The 25,643-nt window shown below is 45.3% G+C and carries 27 protein-coding genes and 1 riboswitch; of the genes, 6 read left to right on the top strand and 21 right to left on the bottom strand.

Translation table 11 applies throughout. From position 1 onward, the window contains the following. Positions 1 to 125: 125 nt before the first annotated feature. From MMB75_RS08605 to MMB75_RS08590, 4 genes are all read right to left on the bottom strand, one after another. Positions 126 to 1,709: a S1C family serine protease gene (locus tag MMB75_RS08605; protein WP_016820508.1), complete on the bottom strand. Its 1,584-nt coding sequence runs from the start codon at positions 1,707 to 1,709 to the stop codon at positions 126 to 128. Between the two features lie 195 nt (positions 1,710 to 1,904). Then, positions 1,905 to 2,213, bottom strand: a complete 309-nt coding sequence (locus tag MMB75_RS08600; protein ID WP_016820509.1) for a hypothetical protein — start codon at positions 2,211 to 2,213, stop codon at positions 1,905 to 1,907. 84 nt (positions 2,214 to 2,297) lie between these two features. Continuing rightward, the gene (locus tag MMB75_RS08595) at positions 2,298 to 2,873 is read right to left on the bottom strand and encodes a 3D domain-containing protein (RefSeq protein WP_016820510.1); all 576 of its coding nucleotides are present in this window, start codon (positions 2,871 to 2,873) and stop codon (positions 2,298 to 2,300) included. A gap of 61 nt (positions 2,874 to 2,934) precedes the next feature. Next, a complete protein-coding gene (locus MMB75_RS08590; RefSeq protein WP_016820511.1) occupies positions 2,935 to 3,816 on the bottom strand; it encodes a putative sporulation protein YtxC in 882 nt (293 codons plus the stop codon). Positions 3,817 to 4,055: 239 nt separating this feature from the next. Between MMB75_RS08590 and MMB75_RS08585 the strand changes: the two genes are divergently transcribed. From MMB75_RS08585 to MMB75_RS08570, 4 genes are all read left to right on the top strand, one after another. After that, complete coding sequence (locus MMB75_RS08585; RefSeq protein ID WP_016820512.1) at positions 4,056 to 4,451, top strand: hypothetical protein; 396 nt, start codon at positions 4,056 to 4,058, stop codon at positions 4,449 to 4,451. A gap of 197 nt (positions 4,452 to 4,648) precedes the next feature. Continuing rightward, a complete protein-coding gene (locus tag MMB75_RS08580; RefSeq protein WP_016820513.1) occupies positions 4,649 to 5,143 on the top strand; it encodes a cation:proton antiporter regulatory subunit in 495 nt (164 codons plus the stop codon). A 4-nt stretch (positions 5,144 to 5,147) separates the two neighbouring features. Beyond that, a complete protein-coding gene (locus MMB75_RS08575; RefSeq protein ID WP_016820514.1) occupies positions 5,148 to 6,374 on the top strand; it encodes a cation:proton antiporter in 1,227 nt (408 codons plus the stop codon). An 84-nt stretch (positions 6,375 to 6,458) separates the two neighbouring features. Beyond that, a complete protein-coding gene (locus tag MMB75_RS08570; RefSeq protein WP_016820515.1) occupies positions 6,459 to 7,322 on the top strand; it encodes a YitT family protein in 864 nt (287 codons plus the stop codon). A 146-nt stretch (positions 7,323 to 7,468) separates the two neighbouring features. On the opposite strand, the gene mqnC is transcribed toward MMB75_RS08570, so the two are convergent. The 4 genes from mqnC to metA all read right to left on the bottom strand — a co-directional run bounded on the left by mqnC (position 7,469) and on the right by metA (position 12,344). Further along, positions 7,469 to 8,602 (bottom strand): cyclic dehypoxanthinyl futalosine synthase, encoded by a 1,134-nt coding sequence (gene mqnC / locus MMB75_RS08565; protein WP_016820516.1) that lies wholly within the window; start codon positions 8,600 to 8,602, stop codon positions 7,469 to 7,471. 340 nt (positions 8,603 to 8,942) lie between these two features. After that, on the bottom strand, positions 8,943 to 10,121 hold the full coding sequence (locus tag MMB75_RS08560) for an aminotransferase class I/II-fold pyridoxal phosphate-dependent enzyme (RefSeq protein ID WP_016820518.1): 1,179 nt from the start codon (positions 10,119 to 10,121) through the stop codon (positions 8,943 to 8,945). Then, complete coding sequence (locus MMB75_RS08555; protein ID WP_016820519.1) at positions 10,118 to 11,302, bottom strand: PLP-dependent transferase; 1,185 nt, start codon at positions 11,300 to 11,302, stop codon at positions 10,118 to 10,120. Before MMB75_RS08555 ends, MMB75_RS08560 begins: the two co-directional genes overlap by 4 nt. 124 nt (positions 11,303 to 11,426) lie before the next feature. Next, positions 11,427 to 12,344 (bottom strand): homoserine O-acetyltransferase MetA, encoded by a 918-nt coding sequence (gene metA / locus MMB75_RS08550; RefSeq protein ID WP_016820520.1) that lies wholly within the window; start codon positions 12,342 to 12,344, stop codon positions 11,427 to 11,429. 117 nt (positions 12,345 to 12,461) lie between these two features. Then, positions 12,462 to 12,587, bottom strand: a riboswitch (SAM riboswitch). Between the two features lie 549 nt (positions 12,588 to 13,136). Between metA and corA the strand changes: the two genes are divergently transcribed. Further along, complete coding sequence (corA, locus tag MMB75_RS08545; RefSeq protein ID WP_013370115.1) at positions 13,137 to 14,072, top strand: magnesium/cobalt transporter CorA; 936 nt, start codon at positions 13,137 to 13,139, stop codon at positions 14,070 to 14,072. A gap of 120 nt (positions 14,073 to 14,192) precedes the next feature. On the opposite strand, the gene MMB75_RS08540 is transcribed toward corA, so the two are convergent. From MMB75_RS08540 to MMB75_RS08485, 12 genes are all read right to left on the bottom strand, one after another. Next, positions 14,193 to 15,200 (bottom strand): HRDC domain-containing protein, encoded by a 1,008-nt coding sequence (locus tag MMB75_RS08540; RefSeq protein WP_016820521.1) that lies wholly within the window; start codon positions 15,198 to 15,200, stop codon positions 14,193 to 14,195. A 166-nt stretch (positions 15,201 to 15,366) separates the two neighbouring features. After that, complete coding sequence (locus tag MMB75_RS08535) at positions 15,367 to 16,245, bottom strand: ROK family protein (RefSeq protein WP_181955914.1); 879 nt, start codon at positions 16,243 to 16,245, stop codon at positions 15,367 to 15,369. Between the two features lie 217 nt (positions 16,246 to 16,462). Then, positions 16,463 to 17,359: a 5'-3' exonuclease gene (locus MMB75_RS08530; protein ID WP_016820523.1), complete on the bottom strand. Its 897-nt coding sequence runs from the start codon at positions 17,357 to 17,359 to the stop codon at positions 16,463 to 16,465. 72 nt (positions 17,360 to 17,431) lie between these two features. Beyond that, positions 17,432 to 17,797 (bottom strand): arsenate reductase family protein, encoded by a 366-nt coding sequence (locus MMB75_RS08525; protein ID WP_016820524.1) that lies wholly within the window; start codon positions 17,795 to 17,797, stop codon positions 17,432 to 17,434. A 42-nt stretch (positions 17,798 to 17,839) separates the two neighbouring features. Further along, positions 17,840 to 18,796, bottom strand: a complete 957-nt coding sequence (locus tag MMB75_RS08520; RefSeq protein ID WP_016820525.1) for an RluA family pseudouridine synthase — start codon at positions 18,794 to 18,796, stop codon at positions 17,840 to 17,842. 21 nt (positions 18,797 to 18,817) lie between these two features. Then, complete coding sequence (locus tag MMB75_RS08515) at positions 18,818 to 19,381, bottom strand: cob(I)yrinic acid a,c-diamide adenosyltransferase (RefSeq protein WP_016820526.1); 564 nt, start codon at positions 19,379 to 19,381, stop codon at positions 18,818 to 18,820. Positions 19,382 to 19,399: 18 nt separating this feature from the next. After that, the gene (locus MMB75_RS08510; RefSeq protein WP_016820527.1) at positions 19,400 to 19,969 is read right to left on the bottom strand and encodes a hypothetical protein; all 570 of its coding nucleotides are present in this window, start codon (positions 19,967 to 19,969) and stop codon (positions 19,400 to 19,402) included. Between the two features lie 100 nt (positions 19,970 to 20,069). Then, positions 20,070 to 20,276 (bottom strand): aspartyl-phosphate phosphatase Spo0E family protein, encoded by a 207-nt coding sequence (locus MMB75_RS08505; protein WP_016820528.1) that lies wholly within the window; start codon positions 20,274 to 20,276, stop codon positions 20,070 to 20,072. A 114-nt stretch (positions 20,277 to 20,390) separates the two neighbouring features. Next, a complete protein-coding gene (locus tag MMB75_RS08500) occupies positions 20,391 to 21,602 on the bottom strand; it encodes an aminotransferase class I/II-fold pyridoxal phosphate-dependent enzyme (RefSeq protein ID WP_045243977.1) in 1,212 nt (403 codons plus the stop codon). Positions 21,603 to 21,614: 12 nt separating this feature from the next. Then, entirely contained in the window at positions 21,615 to 22,115 is a 501-nt protein-coding gene (locus MMB75_RS08495; protein ID WP_016820530.1) for an Lrp/AsnC family transcriptional regulator, read from the bottom strand. 143 nt (positions 22,116 to 22,258) lie between these two features. After that, the gene (locus MMB75_RS08490; RefSeq protein ID WP_016820531.1) at positions 22,259 to 22,642 is read right to left on the bottom strand and encodes a spore coat protein; all 384 of its coding nucleotides are present in this window, start codon (positions 22,640 to 22,642) and stop codon (positions 22,259 to 22,261) included. A gap of 25 nt (positions 22,643 to 22,667) precedes the next feature. Beyond that, on the bottom strand, positions 22,668 to 22,904 hold the full coding sequence (locus MMB75_RS08485) for a hypothetical protein (protein ID WP_016820532.1): 237 nt from the start codon (positions 22,902 to 22,904) through the stop codon (positions 22,668 to 22,670). 115 nt (positions 22,905 to 23,019) lie between these two features. Here MMB75_RS08485 and MMB75_RS08480 point away from each other — a divergent pair, with 115 nt between their 5' ends. Next, entirely contained in the window at positions 23,020 to 24,258 is a 1,239-nt protein-coding gene (locus MMB75_RS08480; protein ID WP_045243979.1) for an NAD(P)/FAD-dependent oxidoreductase, read from the top strand. A gap of 70 nt (positions 24,259 to 24,328) precedes the next feature. Here the strand turns inward: MMB75_RS08480 and MMB75_RS08475 are convergent, their stop codons facing one another. Next, entirely contained in the window at positions 24,329 to 25,582 is a 1,254-nt protein-coding gene (locus tag MMB75_RS08475) for an MFS transporter (RefSeq protein WP_017426641.1), read from the bottom strand. Positions 25,583 to 25,643: the final 61 nt, after the last annotated feature.

Below are 25,643 nucleotides of genomic sequence, written 5' to 3'. Positions count from 1 at the left end.
TCTTCTTTTCCCTCTATTGTAGCAGGAGTAAACGCGTGTAGCATCTTGCACCCCATGCAGCAAGAAACGGAAGGGTCGTTTTCCTTCCGTTTCTTACGTTCATGTTCAATTCTAGAGTTATTCTCTTACTGCTGAAGAGTCGAGCTAAAGTCATTTTTGTTGCCTATTTTTAGCTGAATATCTTTTTTCTGCCCGGCTCGTTCGATGTTAAGCGTAAGTGCTGTACCCACTTTTTGTTTTTGAATGAATTGAATTAACTCCTGTGATGTGCTATAAGGCGTGCCATTAGCTCCGATAATTACATCATAAGGACGTAGATCGGCCTGATAAGCTGGTGATTTGTATATAATATCCCGAACAACCGAGCCTTCGGTCAGAGATGTACCCAATTCCTTGGCTACTTCAGGGCTCAAGTTCAACAGACTTGCACCAATGAAAGGTACAGGTTCTTTTGGAATAGGCTGGTTATTTTTCAGCTTATCGACGACTTCCAAAATCGTATTGGACGGAATTGCAAACCCGATCCCCTGTGCATCTGCACTAACAGCTACGTTCATACCGATAACCTGCCCTTGCAGATTTAACAACGGTCCGCCAGAGTTACCAGGATTAATGGAGGCATCCGTCTGAATGAGATGCTTGTATTGTGTCGGTTTTCCAGTTGACTCACTATTAATGGTGATGGTACGTTCTTTCGCACTTAGCACACCGGCTGTTACCGAATGCTCAAAGCCTTCTGGGTTACCGATTGCAACCATCCACTCGCCGACTTTAGCGTTATCGGAGTCTCCCAAGGTTACGGTCGGGAAGTTATTTTTGCCTTCAATTTTAAGAACTGCCAAATCTAGATCTGCATTTTTGCCCAAGACTTTGGCTTCGTAAGGCTTGTTGGTTCCCTCTACTGTAACCTGTACCACACTCGCGCCTTCCACAACATGGTTGTTAGTCAGGACGTAACCCGATTTATCAAAAATAAAACCGGAACCAATACCCAGCGGAGTCAGCTGTCCACTGTTGCTGCCTTCATTTTCATTACTGTTGCCGCTGCTGCCACTATCCCCATACTGGTTACCGAAAAAGTATTGATACAGCGGGTCATTGTAATAAGGGCTGCTTTGTCTGCCGCTTCCAGCACTAGATTGCTTGGCAAGTGTTTCAATTTTGACGACTGCCGGGCCAGCCTTGGCTACAACAGATTGAACATCAGCCGTACCTGAAGGCATAACAGCCGGAACTGCGCTTGGAGACGAGTTAGTGGTTCCCGAATTCGTCGTTTCTCCGCTTTCAGCTGCCGCCGAAGTCAACGCTGTCTCCGGTGTGAACATATTGGTTCGGTCAGCTGTATACATCAATACCGTAATGACCAGCATTCCGGCTAAAAAAGATAACAAAATCGTTTTTACCTGCGATTTGGGCTTATTCGGTTTAAATTGCCAGTTGCCGCTATTCCGATCAGAACCATCCTGTTGCTCAGGCATAGCACGTTGATAAGAGGAAGGAAGCGGTCTCACTGCCTGCGGTGGCGTAATCTCAACGTCCTCCACCGACTGCCCTTCCCTGCGTTGTCCGTCCGACTGCACTGAGGAGAAAGGGCCATAGGAATAGTAATATGAGGAACCATTTGAATCGTTTGGCCGAGTTGTTTTATCGTTATCAACCTGATCATTGTCGTTCCGGCGCCCGGAATTATTATTTTTAAATTCGTCCATTGTATATCTCCTCCCAAACCCTATGCTTCAAGGTGGTGTTGTTTAGCTGACTTTATTTTGCACTTTAAACCTTAATTCCACCTTAAAAAAAATTAAAAAGGAGATAAAACCTCAGACCTATTGTATCTAGCCACTTTTACTCAACACGAAATGCCCCGGAATTCAATCCGGAGCATTTCGTGTTGAGTATGCTTTTTATTTTGTGTTAAAGTTCTCGTCGAACTTTTCGTTCGGTGTTTGTGCATTGCTTTGAATTTTGCTGCGACTGGAGTTTTGAACTTTTTGCGCTACTGCACTTGTACCGCCTTGATCTGTTGCAAATTCTTCGTCATACTTCTCATTTGGTGTTTGGAAGTTGTCTTGAATTTTATTTTGTTCAGACTGCTTCACCTTTTGAGAAACAACGCCTACCGTATCGTCTTGTGCAAATTCCGCTTTGAACTGATTTCCTGTGTTTGCTTTGAAGCCTTTGTTCATGAAAGAACTACCGCCTTGATTTGGCATATTCCTCGACCTCCCAGTATGGTTTGCGGGATAAGCTCATCCCGAAACATAGTATGTGAAGTCAGGAAAAACAATATTCAAGGATTATATGGAAGCATCCAGTGTCTCGGGCGGAATGGTCTTATGCGTTTCTATCGCCTTTTGCAGCGATTTTATCATTTTTTCGGTACACTTGCCGTTTCCTTTTTTTATGATTTGAACATCCACATCTTTCTTGCCCCATTCAGAATACACCTGCCGGATTGTTTTAAAATACAAGTCAATTTTATTGCCCTTAATCGCTGAACCTGTATCTGCTACAATCCCGTAACCGTAACCTGGAATGTACAATATGCTGCCCAAAGGAAACATCTTCGGATCAGCCGCAATCGTGGACAGTGTATTTTTGTCACGACGCACTTTTACACCGGAATACGTAATACCGTAACCGGGATGATTCGGCCGTTTGCCAGTGGATTCATACCCTGCTGTATAACCTGTTGCCGTGACCGTCATGGTCGTAATAACCTGCTCTTCGCGTGGAGCTATAACAGGTGCGGATTGCCATTTCTTATGCTGGACCGGTTCTTTGTGACCGTAAACCTCATTGCCGGATAATACCAGACAGATTGCGATTAACATGGTTCCCAAAACCCGTTTCCATACCAACATGGATCTCATAAAAAACCTCCCCTTGAGGCAAAGGCTTTCCAGAAATCCATGAGTTTATACGGACTATTAATTATTTTTGAACATCCTGCCCCGGATAAAGTCTGCTCAGCTTCACTTTGTCTTCAAAAATATGCAGAAGCGTCCGCACAATAGGGGTGTGCTCATCGTCTGTGTGCAATATAATGGAAGCAGGAGATATCGAAATAAGAGTGCTGACGATTCGATCCTCTACCTCCATCTCCAGTTCAATACCGGGCATTTCCACAATAATATCATCTGCATCAGGAGTCGGTATGGGCACCATGGCACTATCGAGAATGATAAAATCATGCCCGCCTTGGTGAAGTACATGCACGAGTGGAACTTTGCTCTCCTGAAAAAACACAAAATATTTAAGCAGCCCCATAAATTCTTCGTATTGCCGATCTGCCCAGAATTCTTCCATCGCATAGTCAACGATTTCTTCAAGCTCTTTTTTGTACGCATGCAGTCTGAATTGAATAAGCCCTTCCAAATTGATTACACGAAGCTCCTTAAAGTCCTTTTCCAAGAGGGTGGTCAGCTTACCATGGCGCTTTAAACGTCCTCGGGGACCATCATCATTTAACAGTGAGCGAATCATGCTACGAATTTGTTCAACGTCCTCTTTCTCCAGCAACGAGCAGGCTTTGTTGAGAATATGATCGAGAATCCCCCACTCCCTGACTTCGATAATATAATCCGCTATTGCCGAAGACATGATGCTGTATACACAGGGAAGAAAGCTTTCAAACGCTGAATTGCTTTCAGTGCCCTTGCAGGTCCATGCCACTTTGTTGTCCAGCTGTCTGAAAGTGAATCGAAATCCGCGCCGTGACATATGTAGTCCCTTGGTTCTACTTTTGACCACTTCGTAAAAACGGTCGGTTTCTTGATCTCCGTCTGTATTGGTCCACACTGTAAACAGTTCCATTGGCTCACTCCTTTCGATCACTGCTTTCAGTATATGGCGGCCTCTGAAGGGTTATACGAAGTGAACGACTGGAAACAAAAAGACATATGCAAAAGAGGCCGATCAGGTTTCAAAGAGACGTTAAGCGTGTTATAAACAATTACCGTGATTAGGTAAAAACCGAAAGACGTTTGAATATTTAGGGCGGGGTATGTTAAGGTTATAGTGATATGAATTTTTCACAAGAGGGAGGAGATAAGATGTCAACGATGCTGAACATGCTGCGCACATTCATGATCGTCATATTGAGCCTCGTTCAGATTTTGTCCCTTCCTGTGACGTTTCACGCGGAAGATACCACTCAATCCCTTCAGTTTACTTCGGGATCTTCACTTATGCTTCATGCTGATGTTACTTCGTTAGAAACGGATTCTCACGGTCTGGAACATCATTCCAAACCAGCGGTGCGCAAATCCTCCCCATTACTGCATCTGGTGATCGCTGCGGCTAAATCACTTCCCTTTGTCATTCTGATAGCGCTTGTGCTGCTAATGAGCATCCCTAAGCTACGTCTGCCTTTTATACCTGTCATCTGTAAGCTAAAGAAGCAATTGTTCTTGTTCCCCATCAAATTTACCTCTAGTTATGTGGCTTAACCTCCTTTTAGCATGCATATCACCACATTTGCATGTCTCTTTGCTAACTTTTCCTATTCATCTACTGCGTAAAATTTAATTTTCCATTTTTTATTTAAAATTTAATGCAATCTAATTTTTCATATCACTTCCAAAGTATGTGATTTATTTCCCATATCATTCACTTAAATAAACGTATTATACAGGAGGCTTTATAAATGGATATTCGAGAGTCTATTTTGCCAGGAATCGGAATTAAGTATCGAATTGATGCGGAGAGTGGCGACCGAATTGTCATTATTATTCATGATGACGGCAGACGTGAGCTATATCACTTTGATTACGAGGATCTGGAACAAAGCATTTCTATGACAACCCTGAATGATCAGGAAGCACGATTAATAGCCTCCATCATCGGTGGTATGACTTATAAGCCCAAGCAGCTCGAAAGTGTAGAGATGACATTTGACGATTTTATTATCGAATGGTACAGAGTGGAATCCCACTATGCAAGTATAGGCAAATCCATTGGGGAGCTTGATGTAAGGCAAAATTCGGGTGCCACGGTTATCGCCATTGTGGAGAAAAAGGGAAAAAAATATGTAAATCCTGGCCCTGAAGTGATTATTAGCGATGATGCCACTGTAGTTGTTGTTGGAGAACGTGACCAGCAGAAACGCTTTAAACAAATCCTTATGAACGGAAGCGGGTGATTGGATGGATCATCTGGTATTTGAGGTTGGATTGGCTATTGCTCTAATCGCTGCAGCGGGGCTGATATCCTCCAAACTGCGCTTCTCGGTCATCCCTTTTTATATTCTGATCGGAATGGCAGTTGGACCTCATGCGATGGAGCTATGGCATTTTGATTTTCGGTTTATCGAAAGCGCCCCGTTTATTGATTTTATGGGGAGAATCGGAGTGCTGTTTCTTCTCTTCTACCTAGGGCTGGAGTTCTCAGTAGGTCGGTTGATTAAATCAGGTCGTTCCATTGCTGTGGGCGGTACCATTTATATTGGCATCAATTTTACACTGGGGCTGGCTCTCGGCTTCCTGAGCGGCTTTCCTGTAGCCGAGACACTAGTTATTGCCGGAATTACGACAATATCATCCAGTGCGATTGCAGCCAAGGTGCTAGTCGATCTCAAGCGTACCGCTAATGCTGAAACAGAAATGATTTTAGGTATTATTATGTTTGAGGATGTTTTCCTCGCCGTCTACATCTCCATCCTCTCCGGATTGGTTCTTAGCGACTCTTCCTCGCTCGGGGGTGTACTGCTATCGGCACTCATCGCACTTGGCTTTATGCTTGCAGTTATTATTATCGGTCGAAAGGCCGTCCCTCTGCTAAATCGGATTCTCCGTATCCGCTCCAATGAGGTATTCGGCCTCGTTGTTTTTGGCTCACTGTTTCTGGTGGCTGGTTTTTCAGAAACGATCCATGTAGCAGAAGCTATTGGAGCCCTGCTGGTCGGTCTGGTACTGGCCGAAACGGAACACGCCAAACGGATTGAGCATTTAATTGTTCCTTTCCGCGATTTCTTTGGTGCCCTGTTCTTCTTCAGTTTCGGACTGTCCATTGATCCGCTGTCTCTAGGAGGTAACGCCATATGGCTTGCGCTGGCAGCAGTCCTTCTCACACTACTTGGTAACATTTGGGCGGGTATGCTGGCTGGGCGTACAGCGTCCCTATCTCCCAAAGCATCCGCAAATATCGGTTTGACTATTGTGGCGCGAGGCGAATTTTCGATCATCATGGCCAACTTGGGTAAAGAAGGCGGTTTGCTTGATATTGTTCAACCTTTTGCAGCCATCTATGTACTCATACTGGCCATTCTTGGACCGCTTCTGACAAAGCAGTCAAAGCCTATCTTTAATATGCTAAACAAAATATTCAAATTTAAGGACCCTCGCTTACGAAAGGAAGAAAGCAAATCGGCGTAACTGTAAAAGCTGGATACGACAATCCATAGGAGGGAAGGCTATGCCGCACGTTGTAAAACATGCCGAAACTTTATGAGGCGGCTTGTGAAGCCCGCTTCAGGAGATGCGAGCAGGTTCCCTGTCTTTTATACGGTAATTGGCGGAATTACGGCATCCGTCGGTCTGGAATTGTTTTTACATCCGCATGATATGATCGCTGGAGGCGTTACGGGAATCTCCAGACTCATGTCGCTTTATACACAGGAGCATTTTGGGTTACTGCTATTCATTTTAAACTTGCCACTAATGCTGCTGTATTCTTTGTCTACTCACAAACCCATGCTGCTTCGCGCACTCCCCGGCTTGTTTGCCTTTTCAGGCTCAGCCATCATTCTCTCGCCTTTTCCGGCAGTGAGTGGCCATCCGGTCGTATGCGCTTTGGGAGGCGGAATCTGTATTGGGCTTGGGGCAGCGCTGACAGCTCGTCACGGAGGGTTGCTTGATTCATTAGGACTCAGCGAATCTGACGATGGCCGTCCATCCACTTTGTTGCTAATTCATCGGAAAATTCCGTTAATACAGATCGTAATGTTGTGTAATGGCCTGCTGCTCATTACGGCTGGTTTTGTGTTAGGCTGGGAGCCAGCCCTCTATTCCGCCTTATCCTGTCTCGCTGCCTATGAAACGACTCGGCTGATGTTTACTGGTCTGAGACGCATGGTCTGTGTTGTCAGCAAAAAACAGCCAACTGTCGAAGATGCCATATATCGCAGGTTGCGTTTACACAGCACACCTATTGAAGGTTCTGCCGCCCAGATAAAGGGCAAGATTAAAAGCGAATCAGATAAAAAAGAACAAATGGTCATCATTTACAGTGTTCATCTTTTGGATTTGCAGCGCTTTAAGGCGGCCATCCAAATGGCAGACCCACAGGCTGAGATCATGTATATGAAGCGATTGGAAACGTAGCAAAGCCCAAATATATTAACCATAATAGAAAAAAGATTAAAGATATTGTAGTATTCACTCTTCCGCACAAAAACGCTTATCTTCACTATCCTTGTACATAGGATAGTGAAAGATAAGCGTTTTATAATGTACGATATTAGCTGATATTAATTTTGCATAATAAAGTCATGCTCAATACTGCTGGCACTGTCAAAAGTACGAATAATATCATAACGGGTATTGCGCTGTGCCGGAATGTGACCCGTCTCACGGATCAACTGTAAAATGGATTCGATGTTAACCTTATACGTTGCGCCTGCAGCGGAAACTACATTTTCCTCAATCATGGTGCTGCCAAAATCATCACACCCGTAGTACAGTGATTTTTTACCGATTTCCGGTCCCATCGTTACCCATGAAGACTGGATATGCTTGATGTTATCCAAAACAAGACGACTGATCGCTACAGTCTTCAAATATTCCTCTGGCGTCTGGCGTTCTTTCTTCAAATTAGTGTTGTCTGGTTGGAAGGTCCAAGGAATAAAGGCCAGAAATCCTTCAGAATTATATTTGTTTTCAATGCATTCGTCCTGAGCATCACGGACACGCAGCAAATGCAGCGCACGCTCCTCCATCAGCTCGCCAAATCCGATTACCATGGTAGCCGTTGTGTTCATCCCAACCTTGTGAGCTGTTTGCATGACATCCATCCAATCACGCCAGGAGCCTTTGAGACGGCTAATTTTGCGGCGTGTACGGTCATCCAAAATTTCTCCGCCTCCACCCGGCAGCGAATCCAATCCAGCTTCATGAATGGCTCGGATCGTTTCCTCCATGGATAGGCCGGATTTTTCCTTCATTTTGTGAATTTCAGCTGGTGAGAAGGAGTGCATTGTAATATCTGGAAAACGTTCCTTAATAGCTTTCAGCAAATCGGTATAATAGCTGAACGGCAGGTTTGGATTTACACCGCCTTGCATTAAGATTTCGGTGCCACCTACATCCTGCGTTTCCTTAATTTTTTGGAAAATCACCTCATCCGGCAAAACATAACCTTCATCGGAACCCGGTCTGCGGTAAAAAGCGCAAAAGCGGCAGTATACGTCACACACGTTCGTATAGTTAATATTTCGTCCGATGACGAAGGTTTTTATGGGATCGGGATGCATGCGATTCATGACTTTATTCGCCGCATGACCTATTTTTTCAACCTCGTCTGATTCGAACAAAGCAACGGTATCCTCTAAATTCAGGCGTTCGCCGCGCAGGGCTTTATCTAAAATATGGTCGATTACACTCATGGTGTATCCTCCTTCGCTGTCACAGGGCGACGAAATGAAAGACAGGACTTATGAACGAGAATGCTTTCACAAACCTGCGTTCGAACCCTGCCGTAATGTATGTTCATGACTAGCCTTGTATGTTGTCTGTGCTATTTAGCATAGTAAAACCTAATGATAATACTAACATATCTTTTGGTAAGGAACCATACTTAGACTGAAAAGTGCCTTTTTTCACACTGTCTATCATGTCTTTCATATAGAAAACAGCAAGTCTCCTGAATACCGGAAACCTGCTGCTTAGGGCTGTACCTATTTGCTTCCTTCGTATAACGTTGAGATGCTATGGGCGTCTAACATTCTAGCTCAGCGCCTCATCCAGATCACGGATCAGGTCATCAATGTCCTCCAGACCTACGGAGAAACGAAGTAGTCCGTCTGTAATCCCGCGCTCCAACCGTACACTTTGCGGCATTGCCGCATGTGACATCATTGCTGGGTACGACAAAATACTTTCCACAGCTCCCAGACTCACCGCCACAATGGGAATACGTACGCGACTGAGGACCTCTTTTGCACGTTCACCCGAACCCACATCAAACGATATCACTGCACCATAACCGCTCGATTGACTCTCATGAATCACACGCCCTGGATGATTTTCCAGGCCCGGATAGTATACCGCTTCAATGTCATTGCGCTCGTTTAGCCAATTGGCAAGCTTAGCTGCACTTTTTTCGCTGTGAGCCATACGCGCCTCCAGTGTCTTCATACCACGCATGAGCAGCCAAGACTCTTGCGGTGCCAGCACAGTACCTAATCCATTTTGAAGCTGCTTGATTTGTCTCCCCAACGATTCGGTACGAGCTACCGCAAGCCCTGCCAGTACGTCGCTGTGTCCACCCAAAAACTTGGTCGCACTGTGCAATACAATATCGACTCCCTGCTCAATCGGACGTTGATAATAAGGTGTCATAAAAGTATTATCCAACAACGTCAAAAGTCCATTATCCCTAGCCCAAGAGGTTATTCCAGCTACATTGGTAATTTTGAGGGTCGGATTAGATGGGGTTTCCATATACACAGCCCTTGTATTTTCCTGCAACGCCTCTTTCACAAGGTTGAGATCCGTCATGTCAACGAAGGTCGTTTCGATATTCATCCGTTTCAAGATGGAGGTCAGCAGTCGATATGTTCCTCCATATACGTCCTCCGAAACAATGACATGATCACCAGCGGATAAGAGCATAAATGTAGTGGAGATAGCAGCCATACCTGATGCAAAGGCAAAACCACAAGCTCCACCTTCTAATAAGGCGATATAATCTTCCAATGCTTGTCGTGTCGGATTACCTGATCGGCTATAATCATGCTGTGGAGGATTAAAAATATCATGATGGTGAAAGGTCGAAGCTTGATAGATCGGGACACTTGATGCCCCTGTAACACTATCAATTTCAGAGCCAAAATGCAGCAGCTTGGTTGCGAATTTCCGCCCTTTGTCCAGATCCTCTCCGATCTTCCTCGCATCCTCTATCATTGCTGCTCCCCTCCTTCTACTTCTTGACGTGCCGCTTCCAGTGCCGAACGCAAATCTTCAATCAGGTCATCTGTATGCTCGATACCTACGGAGAAACGAAGCAACCTGTCATCTACCCCGACTGCATCCCGAATTTCTGCCGGTATGTCCGCATGTGTCTGCACAGCAGGATAGGTCATTAGCGATTCCACACCGCCTAGACTTTCGGCAAACGCAATAAGCTTAATATGACGAAGCAAAGGCTCCACATAGCGAGCATCCTTTACTTTGAAAGAGAAAATACCCGTGTTTCCGCTGGATTGTTTATTTTGTATCTCACGACCTGGATGGCCCTCAAGCGCCGGGTAAAATACTTCCGCCACTGCTGGATGCGTCAGTAAATAATTAGACAACACCGTAGCATTATGCTCATGTCGATCCATACGTAGCGCTAACGTCTTCATCCCCTTCATCAACTGATAGCAGTCGCTTGGGGAAAGCACGGCCCCTATGGAATTGTGCAGGAAGGAAATTTCAGCTGACAGCTCTTTTCCTTTGCTTACAATCAACCCTGCCAGCACATCGTTGTGTCCGCCCAAATATTTGGTTGCGCTATGTACCACAATATCCGCACCAAGTTCCAATGGCCGCTGGAAATATGGTGTTAGCAGCGTATTATCTACAATAGTAAGCAACTCATGTTGTGATGCCCATGTAGCCACCGCTTGAATATCAGTAATCATCATTAACGGATTGGTAGGCGTTTCTATGAATACGGCTTTGGTATTCGGTCGACATGACTGTTGGAGTGCTTCGAGATCGTTTGTATCCACATAAGTTGCGGTCACACCAAATTTGGATAAAATACGCTCTAGCAAACGATAGGTCCCGCCATAAAGATCCAGCGATACAATGAGGTGGTCTCCCTGTCCAAACAAAGCAAATACCGTTTGCAGCGCTGCCATACCTGAGCTGCAAGCAAAGCCTGCATCACCAGATTCAAGTGCAGCAGCAGCCTCTTCCAGTACCTTTCGCGTGGGATTAATCGTCCGAATGTAATCAAACCCTGTGCTTTGACCCAGACGGGGATGGCGGAACGCCGTAGATTGGTAAATCGGGTAATTAACAGCCCCGGTTACTGGCTCCTCTACTGAACCGATTTGTGCCAATCTGCTTTCGATTCTCCACTGCTTATCACTCATATGAATCCTCCTGTTCACTTCCATAGTAGGTGCTATAACATATGCTGCAAAAATGGATGTCCAAGACTATACTGCTGCGCTACTGCAAGGTGGTACTGTATAAGGGTAAACTACAAGCCCATTTTTAAATCTGAGGTCCGATATCATAAGGTGTTTCTTGGTATACATAATAGTTAAGCCAATTTGAAAATAATAAATTGGCATGAGCCCGCCAGATCGAGGGCGGTATGCGTCCAGGATCATCATTAGGATAATAATTTTTGGGGACGTCAATATCCAGTCCTTTGGCTATATCGCGATCGTATTCCCATTTCAGCGAAAGTGGGTCATATTCAGAATGCCCTGTTACAAAAATTTGTTTACCATCAAGCGTGGCTACCAGGTACACTCCAGCTTCCTCGGATTCGGATAAAACTTCTAATTCGGCAATATGGTCAATATCTTCCCGCCGAACCTCGGTATGCCGAGAGTGGGGAGCATAAAACAGTTCATCAAAGCCGCGTAGCAGTTTCACTTTAGGTTTAATAACGGTGTGTGGGAATACCCCAAAGCATTTGGTATCGAGCCCGTATTTCGGAACATTGAAATGATGGTATAAGCCTGCCTGTGAGGCCCAACAGATATGCATGGTCGAAGTAACATTTGTTTTCGTCCACTCAAAGATTTGCCGGATCTCCTCCCAGTAGGTCACATCCTCAAACTCAAGTTGTTCTACGGGGGCTCCTGTAATAATCATGCCGTCAAAACGACTGTTCTTGATCTCATCAAACGTTTTATAAAACATGTTCAAATATTCTTGCGATGTATTTTTAGATACATGTGACTTCATATGCACCAACGTGACATCCACTTGTAACGGCGTATTGCCGACCAGACGCAACAGTTGGGTTTCCGTTGTTTCCTTCGTAGGCATCAAATTCAAAATGGCGATGCGCAACGGACGAATATCCTGATGATAAGCCAGGCTTTCGTCCATTACGAAAATATTTTCGCCCTCCAGTACTTCCTTAGCAGGCAGTGTATCTGGAATTTTAATCGGCATGTAAACTCACTCCTTGATCGGTAAGTTGTGCGAAAATCGTCTGGTAGAGATGCCGGGCATATAATAAAAAGACCTTTCTCGGTTAGAGAAAGGTCATATTTGTATCCATATGCGCCTCTCTCATCTGTCAGGGCTACGCTTCTTTGTACAAAGCGCGAGTCCTGCAAGAATTAGCACCGTGCGATAAAATCGCCGGTTGCCGGGTATCATCGGGCTAGTCCCTCCACCTGCTCTTGATAAGATTTCGCTATATTCATTTTGGGTTCACAAAGTTCTTGTTGTTCACTTTAATGCATCGGCTGGGCTTCGTCAAGATGGACTTGTAAATTTGTGCCCTGCATTCACATTTTGTCTACCTTTTCCATAGGTTAAATCATATGCCCCCTTTCGCAGAAGCTCATATGACTGCTGTTGATTTAGCCCATGATTTTGCCCTTGAAAGGCCGTAGGCCGAGCGTTATACTATACAAGTGCTAATAGGCAAAAATACGGTGCAACAGTGTAGATTAGAGTGTTTTCTTCGATACTGTGGCAACCTAAAAAAGAACATTTGTGAGGTGAATCCGGAATGGAAGGCGACCCGAGTCCGAATAGGCGGCGATCCCTGAACAACAGCATAGGAATGACTTCAGCTTGCCGAAAGACGGGACGCCAGGCTCCGCATGCTCCAAAAGCCTTCTGCTTTTGATGGTATGCACGCTTACCCGCACCGGCTAACTGGCTAACTGAGTCCATTCCTTATGCTTAAGGTAAACGTATTTCCGTTACGACGGAGCATAAGGAGTGACATATATGAAAATCCGTTTGGTTAACAACGGGGTTTTTACCCCTGTCGAAGAAATTGAAATGGCGCTCACTGCACCGGCAGAAGGCTTTTATTGGATTGATGCCGATGTCGAGGATCTGACAGTGCTTCAGCCCTTATTTTCTATGCATGATCTTGCAGTAGAAGACTGTTTGAGTGAAGAAGAACAGCGTCCAAAGATTGAAATTTATGAAAGCCATTATTTTATCGTTGTAAATAGTATTCGTTTTGATGATGAAGAAATATTTTTGCGTGCTTTGAACATTTTTCTCGGCCGCCATTTTATCATTACGGTGACCAAGCAGAAAATCAATGAGCTTCGTACTCTCAAGCCTATGCTGTGGGAGCAGGAAGTTAGCCAGCCTGACCGTTTTATGTATCTGTTGGTCGATTTGATCGTTGATAACTATTTTCTGGTTGGTGACCGGATTGAAGTTCGTATTGAAAAGCTGGAAGAAGACATTCTAATGCATACGAAAAAGTCGCACTTGAACGAAATCATCGGATTGCGCAGTGAGATTCTATGGCTAAAAAAAGTGCTCGGCCCGCAAAAGGAAGTCATCAATACCCTGAACAAACGGGATTTGCGGCTTATCGACGATCAACTACAAAAATATTTTAGCGACATTTATGAAAATGCTGTGAAAATTTCGGAGACTTTCGAAACTTATCGCGACTTGATGGGGAACCTTAGAGAAGCTTATCAGTCAAGTATCGCCAACCGTGCTAATGAAATCATGCGTGTGTTTACCGCCATTACAACCGTATTTATGCCGTTGACGGTCATTACCGGAATATATGGGATGAACTTTGATAATATGCCTGAGCTTCATACACGTTATGGTTATTTTGTCGTCATTGGGATTATGGTGGCACTAGGTGTCAGTATGTTCTGTATTTTCCGCAAGAAGGATTGGGTTTGAATTATTTGGTTTTCAAGCTTGGTCATCAAAAGCAGCAGCCGAGTCCTATGAGGAACTCGCTGCTGCTTTTTTTATGCTGCACCTTATTTGTACTTTAGGACACTTTCAATCGTCTCTATATTATCCAACATGTCGGTCAGGTACCTCCTGATGGCGGAACCGTATACGAATCAGTCGCAGTCGCTCATAAATTTGATCCAGCCCTGCTTCCGTCGCTTTTTCTTCTCCATACACTTTTAGCATAATGGGCTTGAGCAGCGTATCTCCCAACTCTGCATAAGCAGACCAGATGGCTGCCTGCTCCTCCTCTGATACATGTGCCAATTCCTTGCGGATCAGCTTCTCCATATCCATTCCATCCCTATCCAAATGCTCCACAGCTTCAATCATTTCTCGACGGTGCAAGCCTGTCTTCATTCCGATATGCTCCAGTGAAAGACCGTCCGAAATGCCCTCGATAATCGCTCTAGTCAGGCTAAACTTATTCAGTTCCTGTCTGTACTGGTTTTCTTTTTGCTTGTACAGCCATGACAAAAAAACTTCTTCTTCAAGTGTCTCTGTTACCCAGTTCAGCGGAAAGGGCGTGGTCCGATCATTTTGTTTCGTTATAGCCAATAGCTCCGTCCCATATTGCGACACCTTACCCAGGCCCATACCAGGTAGTTCTAACAATTCTTCTTCGGTATGAGGAAGATAGACGCTGATGAGTCGAAGTAGTCGATTCGTAGCGATAAAATAAGGTGCTTTTCGCTCAGTTGCTGCCTTTTGCCGTCTCCACAATGTTAATTGTTCATACACTTCATCACGCGGAAACAAATCACTATAGCAATACAGCTTTTGTAGCGTTTGTCCACGTCCTGATGATCCTTCTTGCTCATGAAAAACGCCATGAATTAGAGGCCTGTAGCCCTCAGCCATCTTGAGTGCCAGCTCATGACGGTATACATGCAGTAATTCCTGCCACAAACTGCCTTCATACCAAAGGTCGTCTATACTTTCATCTGGTACATGATGTGTGCTCCAGCCTGCACTCCATCCCCCTTCATGTTGTCCGATCCATACCTGCGCAAAGTCCTCACAGCCCTGTTCATTCCGTTTGGACAAGCGATTTAAAAATACAATCTCCATGGTTCTTCCTCCCTCATAAGGTTAAAATGACTGACTCGCACAATACACAAACGTAAAAAAAAGCACCTATCCTGCGTATTCGCAAGAAAGGTGCTTCCCTTTTTGATCCGTACTATGCTGTTGCCTATATGATAACCGGACCTCGGAGTACCGTCAACCATAAATTCTAAGAATTCAGCTTTTCCTTGGCCAAAGCCAGAGCACCGCACAATCCAGCATTGTCACCCAAGCCCGGAGATACGATATATTGCTCAATTTCTGTAGTCAGACTCAGATGCTGTACGTACCCATTCAAAAGTTGTTGAAGCTTGGTACGAATGAGCGGGAACAATTGATCCTGCTTCATTACTCCGCCGCCCATAATAATTTTTTGCGGTGACAGGATTAATACATAGCTCATTAAAGCCTGGGCCAGATAATGCGCCTCCATTTCCCAGGCCGGGTGATCCACAGAAAGCTCATGCCCTTTAACCTTCCATCTTTTTTCGAGTGCTGGCCCCGCTGCCAGTCCTTCCAGACAATCTCCATGATATGGACATGTGCCCTCATAGTGATCTTCTGGATGACGACGTACCAAAATATGTCCCATTTCCGGGTGGGATAATCCATGTACCAGCTTTCCGCCAACCAAAGCACCCGCTCCGATGCCTGTACCTATTGTAATATACAGACAGTTGTCCAATCCTTTAGCGGCACCCCAAATGGACTCACCCAGTGCTGCTCCATTCACATCCGTGTCAAACCCCATAGGTACATCGAAATGCTCCTTCAGTTTGCCAATCAGATTATAATTTCCCCAATGCGGCTTTGGCGTTGTTGTAATATAACCATATGTATCACTGCCTTCGATAGGATCAATCGGTCCGAATGAGCCTACACCCAGCGCTTCAATCCCCTTGCCTTCAAAAAATGCAATGACATTCTCCATGGTTTCTGCTGGAGTCGTTGTTGGAAAGCTTGCTCTTTCCAATACCTCTCCTCGTTCATTTCCAATTCCACATACAAATTTGGTACCGCCTGCCTCAATTGCTCCCAATACTGTCATAGCTGCTGTAATCCCCTCTCCATGATCTCTCTCCATTATATTCACCTGAAACGAGCCTAAGGTCAATCCCCTTATCACAATTGTATAAAATCCTTCACATGGTTATATACCTAAGCTGAGTTAGTTGTATACAAATAAGGACACTAACGCACCAAGCGCCAGCATCCCTATATAACTTAGTCCACCTGAAATGCACAGCACAAGCCTAACAGCTTCATTATGATCCGGTTGCGACACCCATCAACGTACACAAGCTCTTCATTTCAAGCTGCTCAAACTTATCGACAATTTGCACGTGATCCAGCGTCAACAGACAGCTGTCTAAAGCACACGCAACAGGCACATCACAGTGAATTTTAGCAAGTTTGCGTGAAAGATGCAGCATATCCAAATCACTCTCGATCTTTTTACGAACCGATGGAGTCAATTGATCCAGATTTTCCAGAATGCCTTCAATGGAGTCGTACTCCTGCACCAGCTTGAGGGCAGTTTTCTCACCGATTCCGCGTACTCCCGGGTAATTGTCACTTGCATCACCCATCAAGCCTTTGAGGTCGACCACTTGGCTTGGCTTAAGCCCTTTTTCTGACAGCAGGGTCTCCGGGGTATATACCATATAATTTCCATGCCCTTTTTTCATAATAATGACCCGTGTCCGCTCATCTACCAATTGAAGTAAATCATGATCTCCCGAGAGAATCATGACATCCATATCCTCATTTTGCGAATAATGACGTGCGAGCGTACCGATACAATCATCCGCTTCAAAGCCTTCCGCCCCAATGTTGGGAATGCCGAGGCTGTCCGTCACTTCACGGATCAAAGTAAATTGAGGAATCAAATCATCTGGCGCGTCGGCACGGTTGCCCTTATACGCAGCAAAATGTTCCCCACGGAATGTCGTTCCACCCATATCCCAGCAGCAAATGACATGTGTAGGATTAAAGGTTTGAACTGCATCCCAAAAATATCGAATAAAACCATATATGGCGTTCGTTGGTACTCCAGCTTTTGTACGACGGATATAACCGTTTGCAGCGGTTGCATAATAAGCACGAAAAAGCAGGGCCATGCCGTCAACCAGCATTACGGATTGTTCATTGCGTTGTGTCACAGATTGTATTGCTCCCATTCATCATAATATTTAACCCTCACAGTATAACATAATGTGGGGGTAAATTGGGCTTTACTGAGCTCCCCATGTCCCCTCAAATGTTTCCTCTTTGAATCCTACCGTTACTTTATTCCCGTCAGTTATAATCGGGCGTTTAATTAATCTTCCATTCGAGGACAAAAGCGAAATTTGCTCTTCACGGCTCATGTCTCCAAGCTTATCTTTCAGCTTTAACTCTTTGTATACTTCACCGCTCGTATTGAAAAACTTTTTCAGTTCCAGCCCGCTTTTTTTAATCAAGTCTTCCAATTCCTCCGGGCCGGGCGGTTGTTCAAAAATAGGAATCAGTTCCGTCTCATGCCCCTTGTTTTGCAGCCATTTCACTGCATTACGACAGGTGCTGCATTTAGAATACTGGTATACTTTCAGTTGGCTCATCGCTAGATTAACCTCCATTTGGTTTCAATCTTTGTTGAATATTTATTCTGGATATTGAGCCCTTAACAGCTCTTGCATTCCGATCATATCATCCGGTAGAGGAGCACAAAACGACATTCGCTCCCCGGTCACAGGGTGCACCAAGGATAATTCTGAAGCATGCAGGGCTTGTCGAGGCATCCTGGCATCAAGCTGATCATATCGCTCACGTTGCACAGCGTCATCGGGTGTAATCCGGTACATTTTGTCTCCGATTAACGGGCATCCGATATATGTCATGTGAACCCGAATTTGGTGCGTACGTCCGGATTCCAATTTTAGACCGATGCGGCTTCCTTCGCTCCATACTTCCTCCAGCTTATATAGCGTAAGGGCAGGATAACCATCTGGAGTCACCATACGCAAATGCGGATTATCCGGGTTGCGGTCAATCGGTCCGTCCACCCTGCCTTCCTGCTGCTCAGGGCGCCCATGCACCAAAGCTGTATAGCGCTTGTCCACCGTTCCCGCAATCATCTGTTCGGAAATATGCTGGTGTACATACGGATTTTTAGCTACAACCAGCACGCCGGTCGTCTCCTGATCAAGACGATGAACAGGCCGAAACCGAAACAGCTCTCCCTTGGTCTGCCAATAATGCACAACCCCGTTCGCCAGCGTTCCTGTGTAATGACCGTGAGTCGGATGGACAATCATCCCCGCCGCCTTGTTCACTACTAACAGATGTTCATCCTCAAACAAAATCTCAAAAGGAATGGGTTCCGGTAAAATATCATCGGAACGCTCGCGCTCCATGCGGATCTCTACTCGATCCCCGGACTTCACCTTTACGCTGATATACGCACGTATCCCGTTCAGCATGATCCCCTGTTCGGTCAGCTTGAGTTTGGATATGAGCTTGCGAGAAATGTTCATACGTTTTTGTAGAATGGTCTTCAGCAGCATGCCCTCCTCCTCAGGAGGGATCATATATACGATAGGTTCATAGTACAAGCTCATCACAAATTCCTGATTGCCTCCTTATTTGCGGAACACTTTTTTGCTGCGAACATATTCGACATCAGGTACACCCTGACGTACATTCGCAGTGCGAGCCACAACAAAGAAATAATCGGACAGGCGGTTCAAATACCGACGTACCGCAGGATTGATATCTGTGTGCTTACCTAGTGTAACAGCACGGCGTTCCGCACGTCGGCAAACCGTGCGGCAAACATGAAGCGTCGAAGATAATGTACTGCCTCCCGGGATAATAAAGCGTTCCACCTTCGGGTTTTCCTCTTGGCATGCATCAATCCAGCCTTCCAGCCGCTCTGCCAGCTCGTCTTTGACCTTATATTTACTTTCACTGATTTTAACAAACGCCAAATCTGAACCACAATCGAACAGCTCCTGCTGTATTTCTTCCAATTGAGTCCGAATGTCCGCAAACTTTTCCCCTTCGGCAAAGCTGATCGCTTGTCCCACAAAGCTGTTCAGCTCGTCAATGGTACCGTACGCCTCCACACGGTCGTCATCTTTAGACACTCGACCGCCGATCACAGAAGTTTGTCCTTCATCACCTGTTCTGGTATAAATCCCCATACTTTTTCATCCCCTTTATCATTCTGTGAGTGCTTTCAGCACCTTGATGGCTTCTTCCTTATTGCTTGTGCGTGGCGGTACGGTAGCAAATAATGTGTTTGAGTTATATTTTAGGTCCTTAAACATCTTCATCTGCTCCACCGGAATTCCGAACAAATGAGTTTCCTTGATGACATCCGTTCCTTCTTCCCCTTGCTCCTTTTTCTTAAATACGCCGCCTTCGAATACACCCCGGGCATATGTCTTCTTGTCAAAGGCATCATCTAAGGGTAGATTCGAACCATTTTGTCCATACAACTTCATGTCCTCTTCCGGCAAAAGAAACAAATCATGTTCTCCGGCCGCATATTCTACGACCAGCTTCTGCTGATTATACAGTGGGCTGACTGAAATCTCGATTGTCGGAGCCTGTTCGCCCAGCTTATCCTTAAGCTTTTGTGCCAGCTCGTCACGAATGACTGAAGCATCCCCTTTATCCATAATAAATATGGAGAAGCTGTCCTTGTCTCGCCCCCCACATCCAGCCAATAGTACAAGTGCTATGATTCCGATGATCCATGGCGATAGCCTTTTTAGCCCTGCTTTCATCTGTACGCCCCCTCTTCCATGCCACTAATATATCATAAGTTGTGAACGCAAAAAAAGAAGGCCCTGCGGCCTTCTTCGTAGCTATGGTGACTTCACACAGTTACACTCTGCATTCCGTACCGTACAGCTTCATGTATTCATTGATTTTCAAATCTAGTTTGCAGCTAATCTCGATGACAAGATCAGAGGTCAAGGACTGCTCTTCCTGAAACGTCCGCATCATCTCATTGCGCAGGAACAAAATTTCATCTTCCAGGGAAATGTCGTATCCTATTGAACTCGGCGAATTATATCCAACATATGACATGAGCACTCCTCCTGTAATTGAAAAATTGAACTTCCTGCTTCCGATTTCAAATTATAGCATAGAAATTTAGAAATAAAAGACTATTTTCTATGAATTACCCATAAAAAAATAAATTTAACCTTCTTTTTTCACTTTTTCTACAAAATGACCAATTCGATCCAAAGCTTCCGTCAGCTGAGTGACAGAAGTCGCGTATGAGCAACGAAGATACCCTTCGCCTCCCAAACCAAACACATTGCCCGGTACAGCCGCAACTTTGGCCTCTGCCAGTAGGCGCTGTGCAAATTCATCCGAGCTGAGGCCTGTGCTTTGAATACTCGGGAAAACGTAAAAAGCCCCTCTTGGCTCGTGGCATTCCAGACCAATGTCACGGAATCCCTCAACCATCAGACGACGACGCTGATTATAGGCTTCTACCATTCGATCTTTTTCACCCATACCATTTCGCAAGCCTTCCAAGGCTGCAACTTGGCCCATAGAGGGCGCACACATGACGGTGTACTGATGGATTTTGAGCATAGCAGCAATCAAATCAGGATGCCCGCAAGTATATCCAATACGCCAGCCAGTCATAGCGAAGGCTTTGGAAAAACCACTGACGAGAATCGTACGATCCATCATACCTGGTACCGAAGCAAAGCTGACGTGCTTATCGCCATAATTCAATTCGGCATAGATTTCATCAGAGATGACGATCAAATCATGTTTTTCCACGATTTCTGCAATCGGAAGCCAATCTTCATAAGTCATCGTAGCACCGGTCGGGTTGCTCGGATAGCATAAAATTAGCACCTTGGATTTAGGTGTAATTTTGGCCTCCAGCGCCTCAGCCGTCAGCTTAAACTCGTCCTTGGCAAACGTTTCAATGCCGACCGGAATCCCGCCTCCAATCGAAGTGATTGGAGAATAGGAGATGTAACACGGCTCAGGCACAAGAATTTCATCACCAGGTACAATTAAGGCGCGCAACGCAAGATCAATCGCCTCGCTACCTCCAACTGTTACGATAATCTCATTTTTAGGATCATAGCGGACGTCAAATTGCTCATTCAGATACTCACTAATCGCTTCACGCAGTTCTGGCGTTCCCGCATTAGATGTATAGCTGGTGAAGCCTCGCTCCAATGAATAGACACAGGCTTCCCGCATGTGCCAAGGGGTTGTAAAATCGGGTTCGCCTACCCCCAGGGTAATAATGTCCTTGTTACCACCCACCAGGTCAAAAAACTTACGAATACCCGATGATGGGATCTCGCGTACCAATGGGGATAAATAAGAACTCATGGCTTTGTTGGTGTCGGTAAATGCTTCTGTTTTGAGATTCATCATGATCTTCCTTTACGGCGAAATCATCAGACGATTATCTTCCTCATGGTCCTCAAAGATAATTCCGTCCTGCTTGTATTTTTTAAGCGTAAAATTAGTCTTGGTAGACAAAACAGAGTCAATAGGCGACAGTTTCTCCGACACAAAATTAGCGACTTCACGGAGGTTTCGGCCCTCCACCTCTACCAGCAAGTCATATGCTCCGGACATGAGATAAACAGATTTAACTTGCGGATACAAATAAATCCGCTCTGCAATCCCTTCAAATCCTCTTCCACGCTCAGGTGTAATCTGTACTTCAATCAAAGCGGTAACCTTTTCGTCATCAACTTTGTCCCAATTGACTACAGCGGCGTACTTGACAATCACATGTTGATCTTCGAGCTCTTTAATTGAGGTGCGTACATCCTGCTCGTCAACCCCCAGCAAAGTAGCCAACAAAGTCGGTGTTCTTCTTGCATCTTCTTTTAACAATTCCAGTACTTTTAATTTCAATTCATTCAGCTCTGTCATTCTACATAAGGCCTCCATCGAAAGAGATTACTATACATCATACAATACGCACTTTAAACCTGCAAAGAAAAACCGTCCTCCCCGGTAAACCCGGCAGACGGACGGCTGTTATGGGAAATTGCTTCAAAAACGGAAAATCCCGTTTACATATAATAAGGGTTACTTTGGTGAGTAGACTGGCCTTGATGCATAGGCTGGCCATATGCTCTGGCGGATGATGACTTCTGCTGAATGAACTGTTGGCATTCCTGTTGGGTCTTGCGAGCTTCTTGAATCTGTTTGTCCAAATCAATGCGCAGTGCTTTCGTTGGGGCGGCGTACATATTGTTCTGGCTCATTAGATGATACAAATCACCTTGCATACGCAATGTATCATTCGTAAGGTCGGTGAACATCTGACGCACAGACGGACAATTGGATTCTGTCGTCGCTGTTGTGTACTCGCGTACTGTACGTTTCATATCAGCAAGAATGCTATAGAGCAAATCTTCTTCGGGCATAAATGACATATTGTTTTGTGAATACATCTGGTCAAACCTCCTTTTGTAGTAATTACTGCTGCGGTTGCATAGGAGCAAGCTGTTGATGTTGTTGAAGAGCATTGAAAAGTACATTCAAGTGGTGCTCATGAGTTTTCGCCAGTTGCAAACAGGCTTGTTGAATGGCAGGCTGCTGAATAGACGCTGCTGTCGCCGCACATTGTTTTAACAGGAGTTCCTCATTGGAAATGGAGTCAACGATGTACTCCAGTTCTTTGCCTGACAAGGGTTGCATGTTCATAGATTGCATAGTCTTTTTGTCCCTCCTTAAATGTTTTGTTGCACGCTGGTTATCTTGTCCGTTTGGCGAAATACTATGTACACATAAGAGATACTACATATTGCCTATGGGGAGTGCTATTTATATGGAATTAATAAGCGGGAATACGTATTGGCCGAGTACCTTGGAGCAAACGCTGGATTTTCCTCCTTTAGCTGAGGATATAAATTGTGATGTACTAATCATCGGCGGCGGGATGGGTGGATCCCTCTGCTCCCGGTTATTGGGAGAACGACAGGTCGACACTGTACTTATTGACAAGCGAAGGCTGGTACATGGAAGTTCTTCAGCCAATACTGGATTGCTGCAATATAGCAATGACAAGACTTTAACCTCTTTTATTAACACGTTTGGCGAGACCAACGGCGTACTGTTTTACCGTATGTGTAGGGATGCTCTGAATCAGCTAGATCAACTGGCTGCCACACTGGACAGAGACCCTTCCTTTATTCGCCGCAGCAGCCTGTACTACGCAAGTACTGCAGAGGATGTGCAGGTGCTGCAGGAAGAATATAAACAGTTAACCCGTTTTGGATTTCCAGTGGAATACTGGGATGAGCAACAGGTTGCTGCCCGATTTCCATTTCGAAAACCAGCAGCCTTGTATACGCACGAAGATGCCGAGGTTAATCCATTTTTGTTTGCCCAGGGACTGCTGCAATCTGCCAGCCGTCTCGGTGTTCGCTTATATGAGCATACAGAAGCTAAGCATTTTGAATTCAAAGAGAATGAGGTCGTTTGTCATGCCAATGGCCGGATGATCCGTGCAAAAAAAGTTGTTTTTGCAACAGGTTATGAAACTCAAGAGATTAAAACAGATCGCGGAGCCGTGCTAGAAAGCTCTTACGCTATCGCCACCAATCCAATCGGAGAGGCGCCTTTATGGCATGAACAGTGTCTGATCTGGGAAACTGCTCGTCCTTATCTATATATGCGCTCAACACAGGAAGGGCGCATCATCATTGGTGGTTTGGATGAACCTGTACTGGTTGCCAAGCAGCGCGAAATCAGGCTGTTGCACCAACAGCACAAGCTGCTGCAAGCACTACAGGAGCATTTTCCCGGTGTCCCATTTCAAATCGATTATGCTTGGGCGGCTGTATTCGGCTCTTCTCACGACGGCTTGCCGTATATTGGTCCACATCCGCGTTTTCCTAACTGCTACTTTTTGGAGGGTTACGGGGGAAATGGGACGGTTACGAGCATGGTGGCCGCACAGCTATTGGCTGATGAACTGACGGGCACACACCGACCTGAAATGGAGCTTTTTTCTCTGACCCGTCCCACCAAACCCTCGCCTGAGACTACAGAACCGATAATTTAAATGTGATACAAAAAGACCTCCTTTTCCTATATCAACGGATTTGGAGGCTCTTTTGTATTGAATTTTTCAATTATTCGGTTTGCTTGTGCAAGCGTCGTGCATGGGAATGAGACTTGCTTTGCTTCGTTTTTTGTTCCATTTTCAGCACACTTCGCATAAAAACCCATCCAATCACTGGCATTAATGCCAGCCCAATCAACAACCAGATCATCGCCGTAGGAGCCTTGCTAATACTTAGGACACCCAAGAAAACGAGTGTTCCTGTCAACCGACCTATCATTAAACATAGTTCGCGCAGTACAACCAGTTCCACTCTCTGATTAGCATCTCCTTCACTCGTACCCATTAGATCAAAGCTCGCAGAGATCATAGGAATTAAATACAAGGGCATGAACAAAGCGGTGCCAATCCCCATAATCAGCAGCGTGCTATACTCCATACGCCACAATAATGGTAAAAGCGCGATCACCAACAGCACGGCACCCAACAACATACCAGCCGAGCGATAGTGTGGCTTGAGCCATTTTCCGACAGCCCAAAAGCTGAAAAATGAAACCCCCGATGTAATAAGTGAAAACTGTGCTAGCTTCCATTCCTGTTGAGTAACTACATACACGAGCAGCGTAATCAGGAAAGCAAACACTCCTTCACGGATGCCCTGTGTAACAAGTGATAACGACAACGGACGCCACATACTTCCTTTTTGCGACAAACGCTGCTTAGGCTCTTTCCAATTGTACTTTCCTGTCGGTTTACGCTTGCGAAGAAAGAAACTTAACACCACTCCTACGACATAAAAGGCCAAAGAAATACTGAATATCACGCGATAACCCGCGTCATCCTCCATACGTGCAATAATCCAACCAGAGAGCCAAGGACCCACTATACCGGAAAACGAGCCCAGCAGACCCACCCATCCGTTAAAATGATCACGGCTTGCCTGATCCGTGACTTCGAAAAAAATGACATTAAACGCTAGCCAAAATAAACCTAAGGCTGCACCCAACAACATTCCTAGCGGCCATATGTAGTTTACAGCCTGCGGTCCTGTATACAACACGATGAGATAAAATAAGCCGGACAATGCGGTTCCCACGCGCAGGGCATTCATTTTGTTATGTTCCTTGACCCACTTTCCAGCTACCCAGACCATAATTCCCAGCGCAATTTGTTGACTGACATTAAACCAGCCGATCATCGCGTAATCCTGCCTGCTTTTCCACAAATACACATTAAGAAATGTGCCGGACAATGCTGCTGCAAACACAAACAATCCATTCAAGCTTAATAGCAGAATGGATTGTCCGTTCAGGTTTGATTTCAATGCAGTTCCCCCTAACGGAAAAATCACCAATCAGCTTATTACGAGTCAGCTTGTTCAAAGA

The sequence above is a fragment of the Paenibacillus sp. P2(2022) genome, from assembly GCF_029522175.1.
GTDB lineage: Bacteria > Bacillota > Bacilli > Paenibacillales > Paenibacillaceae > Paenibacillus > Paenibacillus polymyxa.
The sequence above is the reverse complement of the archived record's forward strand: the minus strand, read 5'-3'. Positions and strand labels throughout refer to the sequence as shown.

Excerpts from the sequence above, each read along its gene's own strand:
- MMB75_RS08605 (WP_016820508.1), bottom strand. The coding sequence starts at position 1,709 with ATGGACGAATTTAAAAATAATAATTCCGGGCGCCGGAACGACAATGAT.
- MMB75_RS08600 (WP_016820509.1), bottom strand. The coding sequence starts at position 2,213 with ATGCCAAATCAAGGCGGTAGTTCTTTCATGAACAAAGGCTTCAAAGCA.
- MMB75_RS08595 (WP_016820510.1), bottom strand. The coding sequence starts at position 2,873 with ATGAGATCCATGTTGGTATGGAAACGGGTTTTGGGAACCATGTTAATC.
- MMB75_RS08590 (WP_016820511.1), bottom strand. The coding sequence starts at position 3,816 with ATGGAACTGTTTACAGTGTGGACCAATACAGACGGAGATCAAGAAACC.
- MMB75_RS08585 (WP_016820512.1), top strand. The coding sequence starts at position 4,056 with ATGTCAACGATGCTGAACATGCTGCGCACATTCATGATCGTCATATTG.
- MMB75_RS08580 (WP_016820513.1), top strand. The coding sequence starts at position 4,649 with ATGGATATTCGAGAGTCTATTTTGCCAGGAATCGGAATTAAGTATCGA.
- MMB75_RS08575 (WP_016820514.1), top strand. The coding sequence starts at position 5,148 with ATGGATCATCTGGTATTTGAGGTTGGATTGGCTATTGCTCTAATCGCT.
- mqnC (WP_016820516.1), bottom strand. The coding sequence starts at position 8,602 with ATGAGTGTAATCGACCATATTTTAGATAAAGCCCTGCGCGGCGAACGC.
- MMB75_RS08560 (WP_016820518.1), bottom strand. The coding sequence starts at position 10,121 with ATGATAGAGGATGCGAGGAAGATCGGAGAGGATCTGGACAAAGGGCGG.
- MMB75_RS08555 (WP_016820519.1), bottom strand. The coding sequence starts at position 11,302 with ATGAGTGATAAGCAGTGGAGAATCGAAAGCAGATTGGCACAAATCGGT.
- metA (WP_016820520.1), bottom strand. The coding sequence starts at position 12,344 with ATGCCGATTAAAATTCCAGATACACTGCCTGCTAAGGAAGTACTGGAG.
- corA (WP_013370115.1), top strand. The coding sequence starts at position 13,137 with ATGAAAATCCGTTTGGTTAACAACGGGGTTTTTACCCCTGTCGAAGAA.
- MMB75_RS08540 (WP_016820521.1), bottom strand. The coding sequence starts at position 15,200 with ATGGAGATTGTATTTTTAAATCGCTTGTCCAAACGGAATGAACAGGGC.
- MMB75_RS08535 (WP_181955914.1), bottom strand. The coding sequence starts at position 16,245 with ATGACAGTATTGGGAGCAATTGAGGCAGGCGGTACCAAATTTGTATGT.
- MMB75_RS08525 (WP_016820524.1), bottom strand. The coding sequence starts at position 17,797 with ATGAGCCAACTGAAAGTATACCAGTATTCTAAATGCAGCACCTGTCGT.
- MMB75_RS08520 (WP_016820525.1), bottom strand. The coding sequence starts at position 18,796 with ATGAGCTTGTACTATGAACCTATCGTATATATGATCCCTCCTGAGGAG.
- MMB75_RS08515 (WP_016820526.1), bottom strand. The coding sequence starts at position 19,381 with ATGGGGATTTATACCAGAACAGGTGATGAAGGACAAACTTCTGTGATC.
- MMB75_RS08510 (WP_016820527.1), bottom strand. The coding sequence starts at position 19,969 with ATGAAAGCAGGGCTAAAAAGGCTATCGCCATGGATCATCGGAATCATA.
- MMB75_RS08505 (WP_016820528.1), bottom strand. The coding sequence starts at position 20,276 with ATGTCATATGTTGGATATAATTCGCCGAGTTCAATAGGATACGACATT.
- MMB75_RS08500 (WP_045243977.1), bottom strand. The coding sequence starts at position 21,602 with ATGAATCTCAAAACAGAAGCATTTACCGACACCAACAAAGCCATGAGT.
- MMB75_RS08495 (WP_016820530.1), bottom strand. The coding sequence starts at position 22,115 with ATGACAGAGCTGAATGAATTGAAATTAAAAGTACTGGAATTGTTAAAA.
- MMB75_RS08490 (WP_016820531.1), bottom strand. The coding sequence starts at position 22,642 with ATGTATTCACAAAACAATATGTCATTTATGCCCGAAGAAGATTTGCTC.
- MMB75_RS08485 (WP_016820532.1), bottom strand. The coding sequence starts at position 22,904 with ATGCAATCTATGAACATGCAACCCTTGTCAGGCAAAGAACTGGAGTAC.
- MMB75_RS08480 (WP_045243979.1), top strand. The coding sequence starts at position 23,020 with ATGGAATTAATAAGCGGGAATACGTATTGGCCGAGTACCTTGGAGCAA.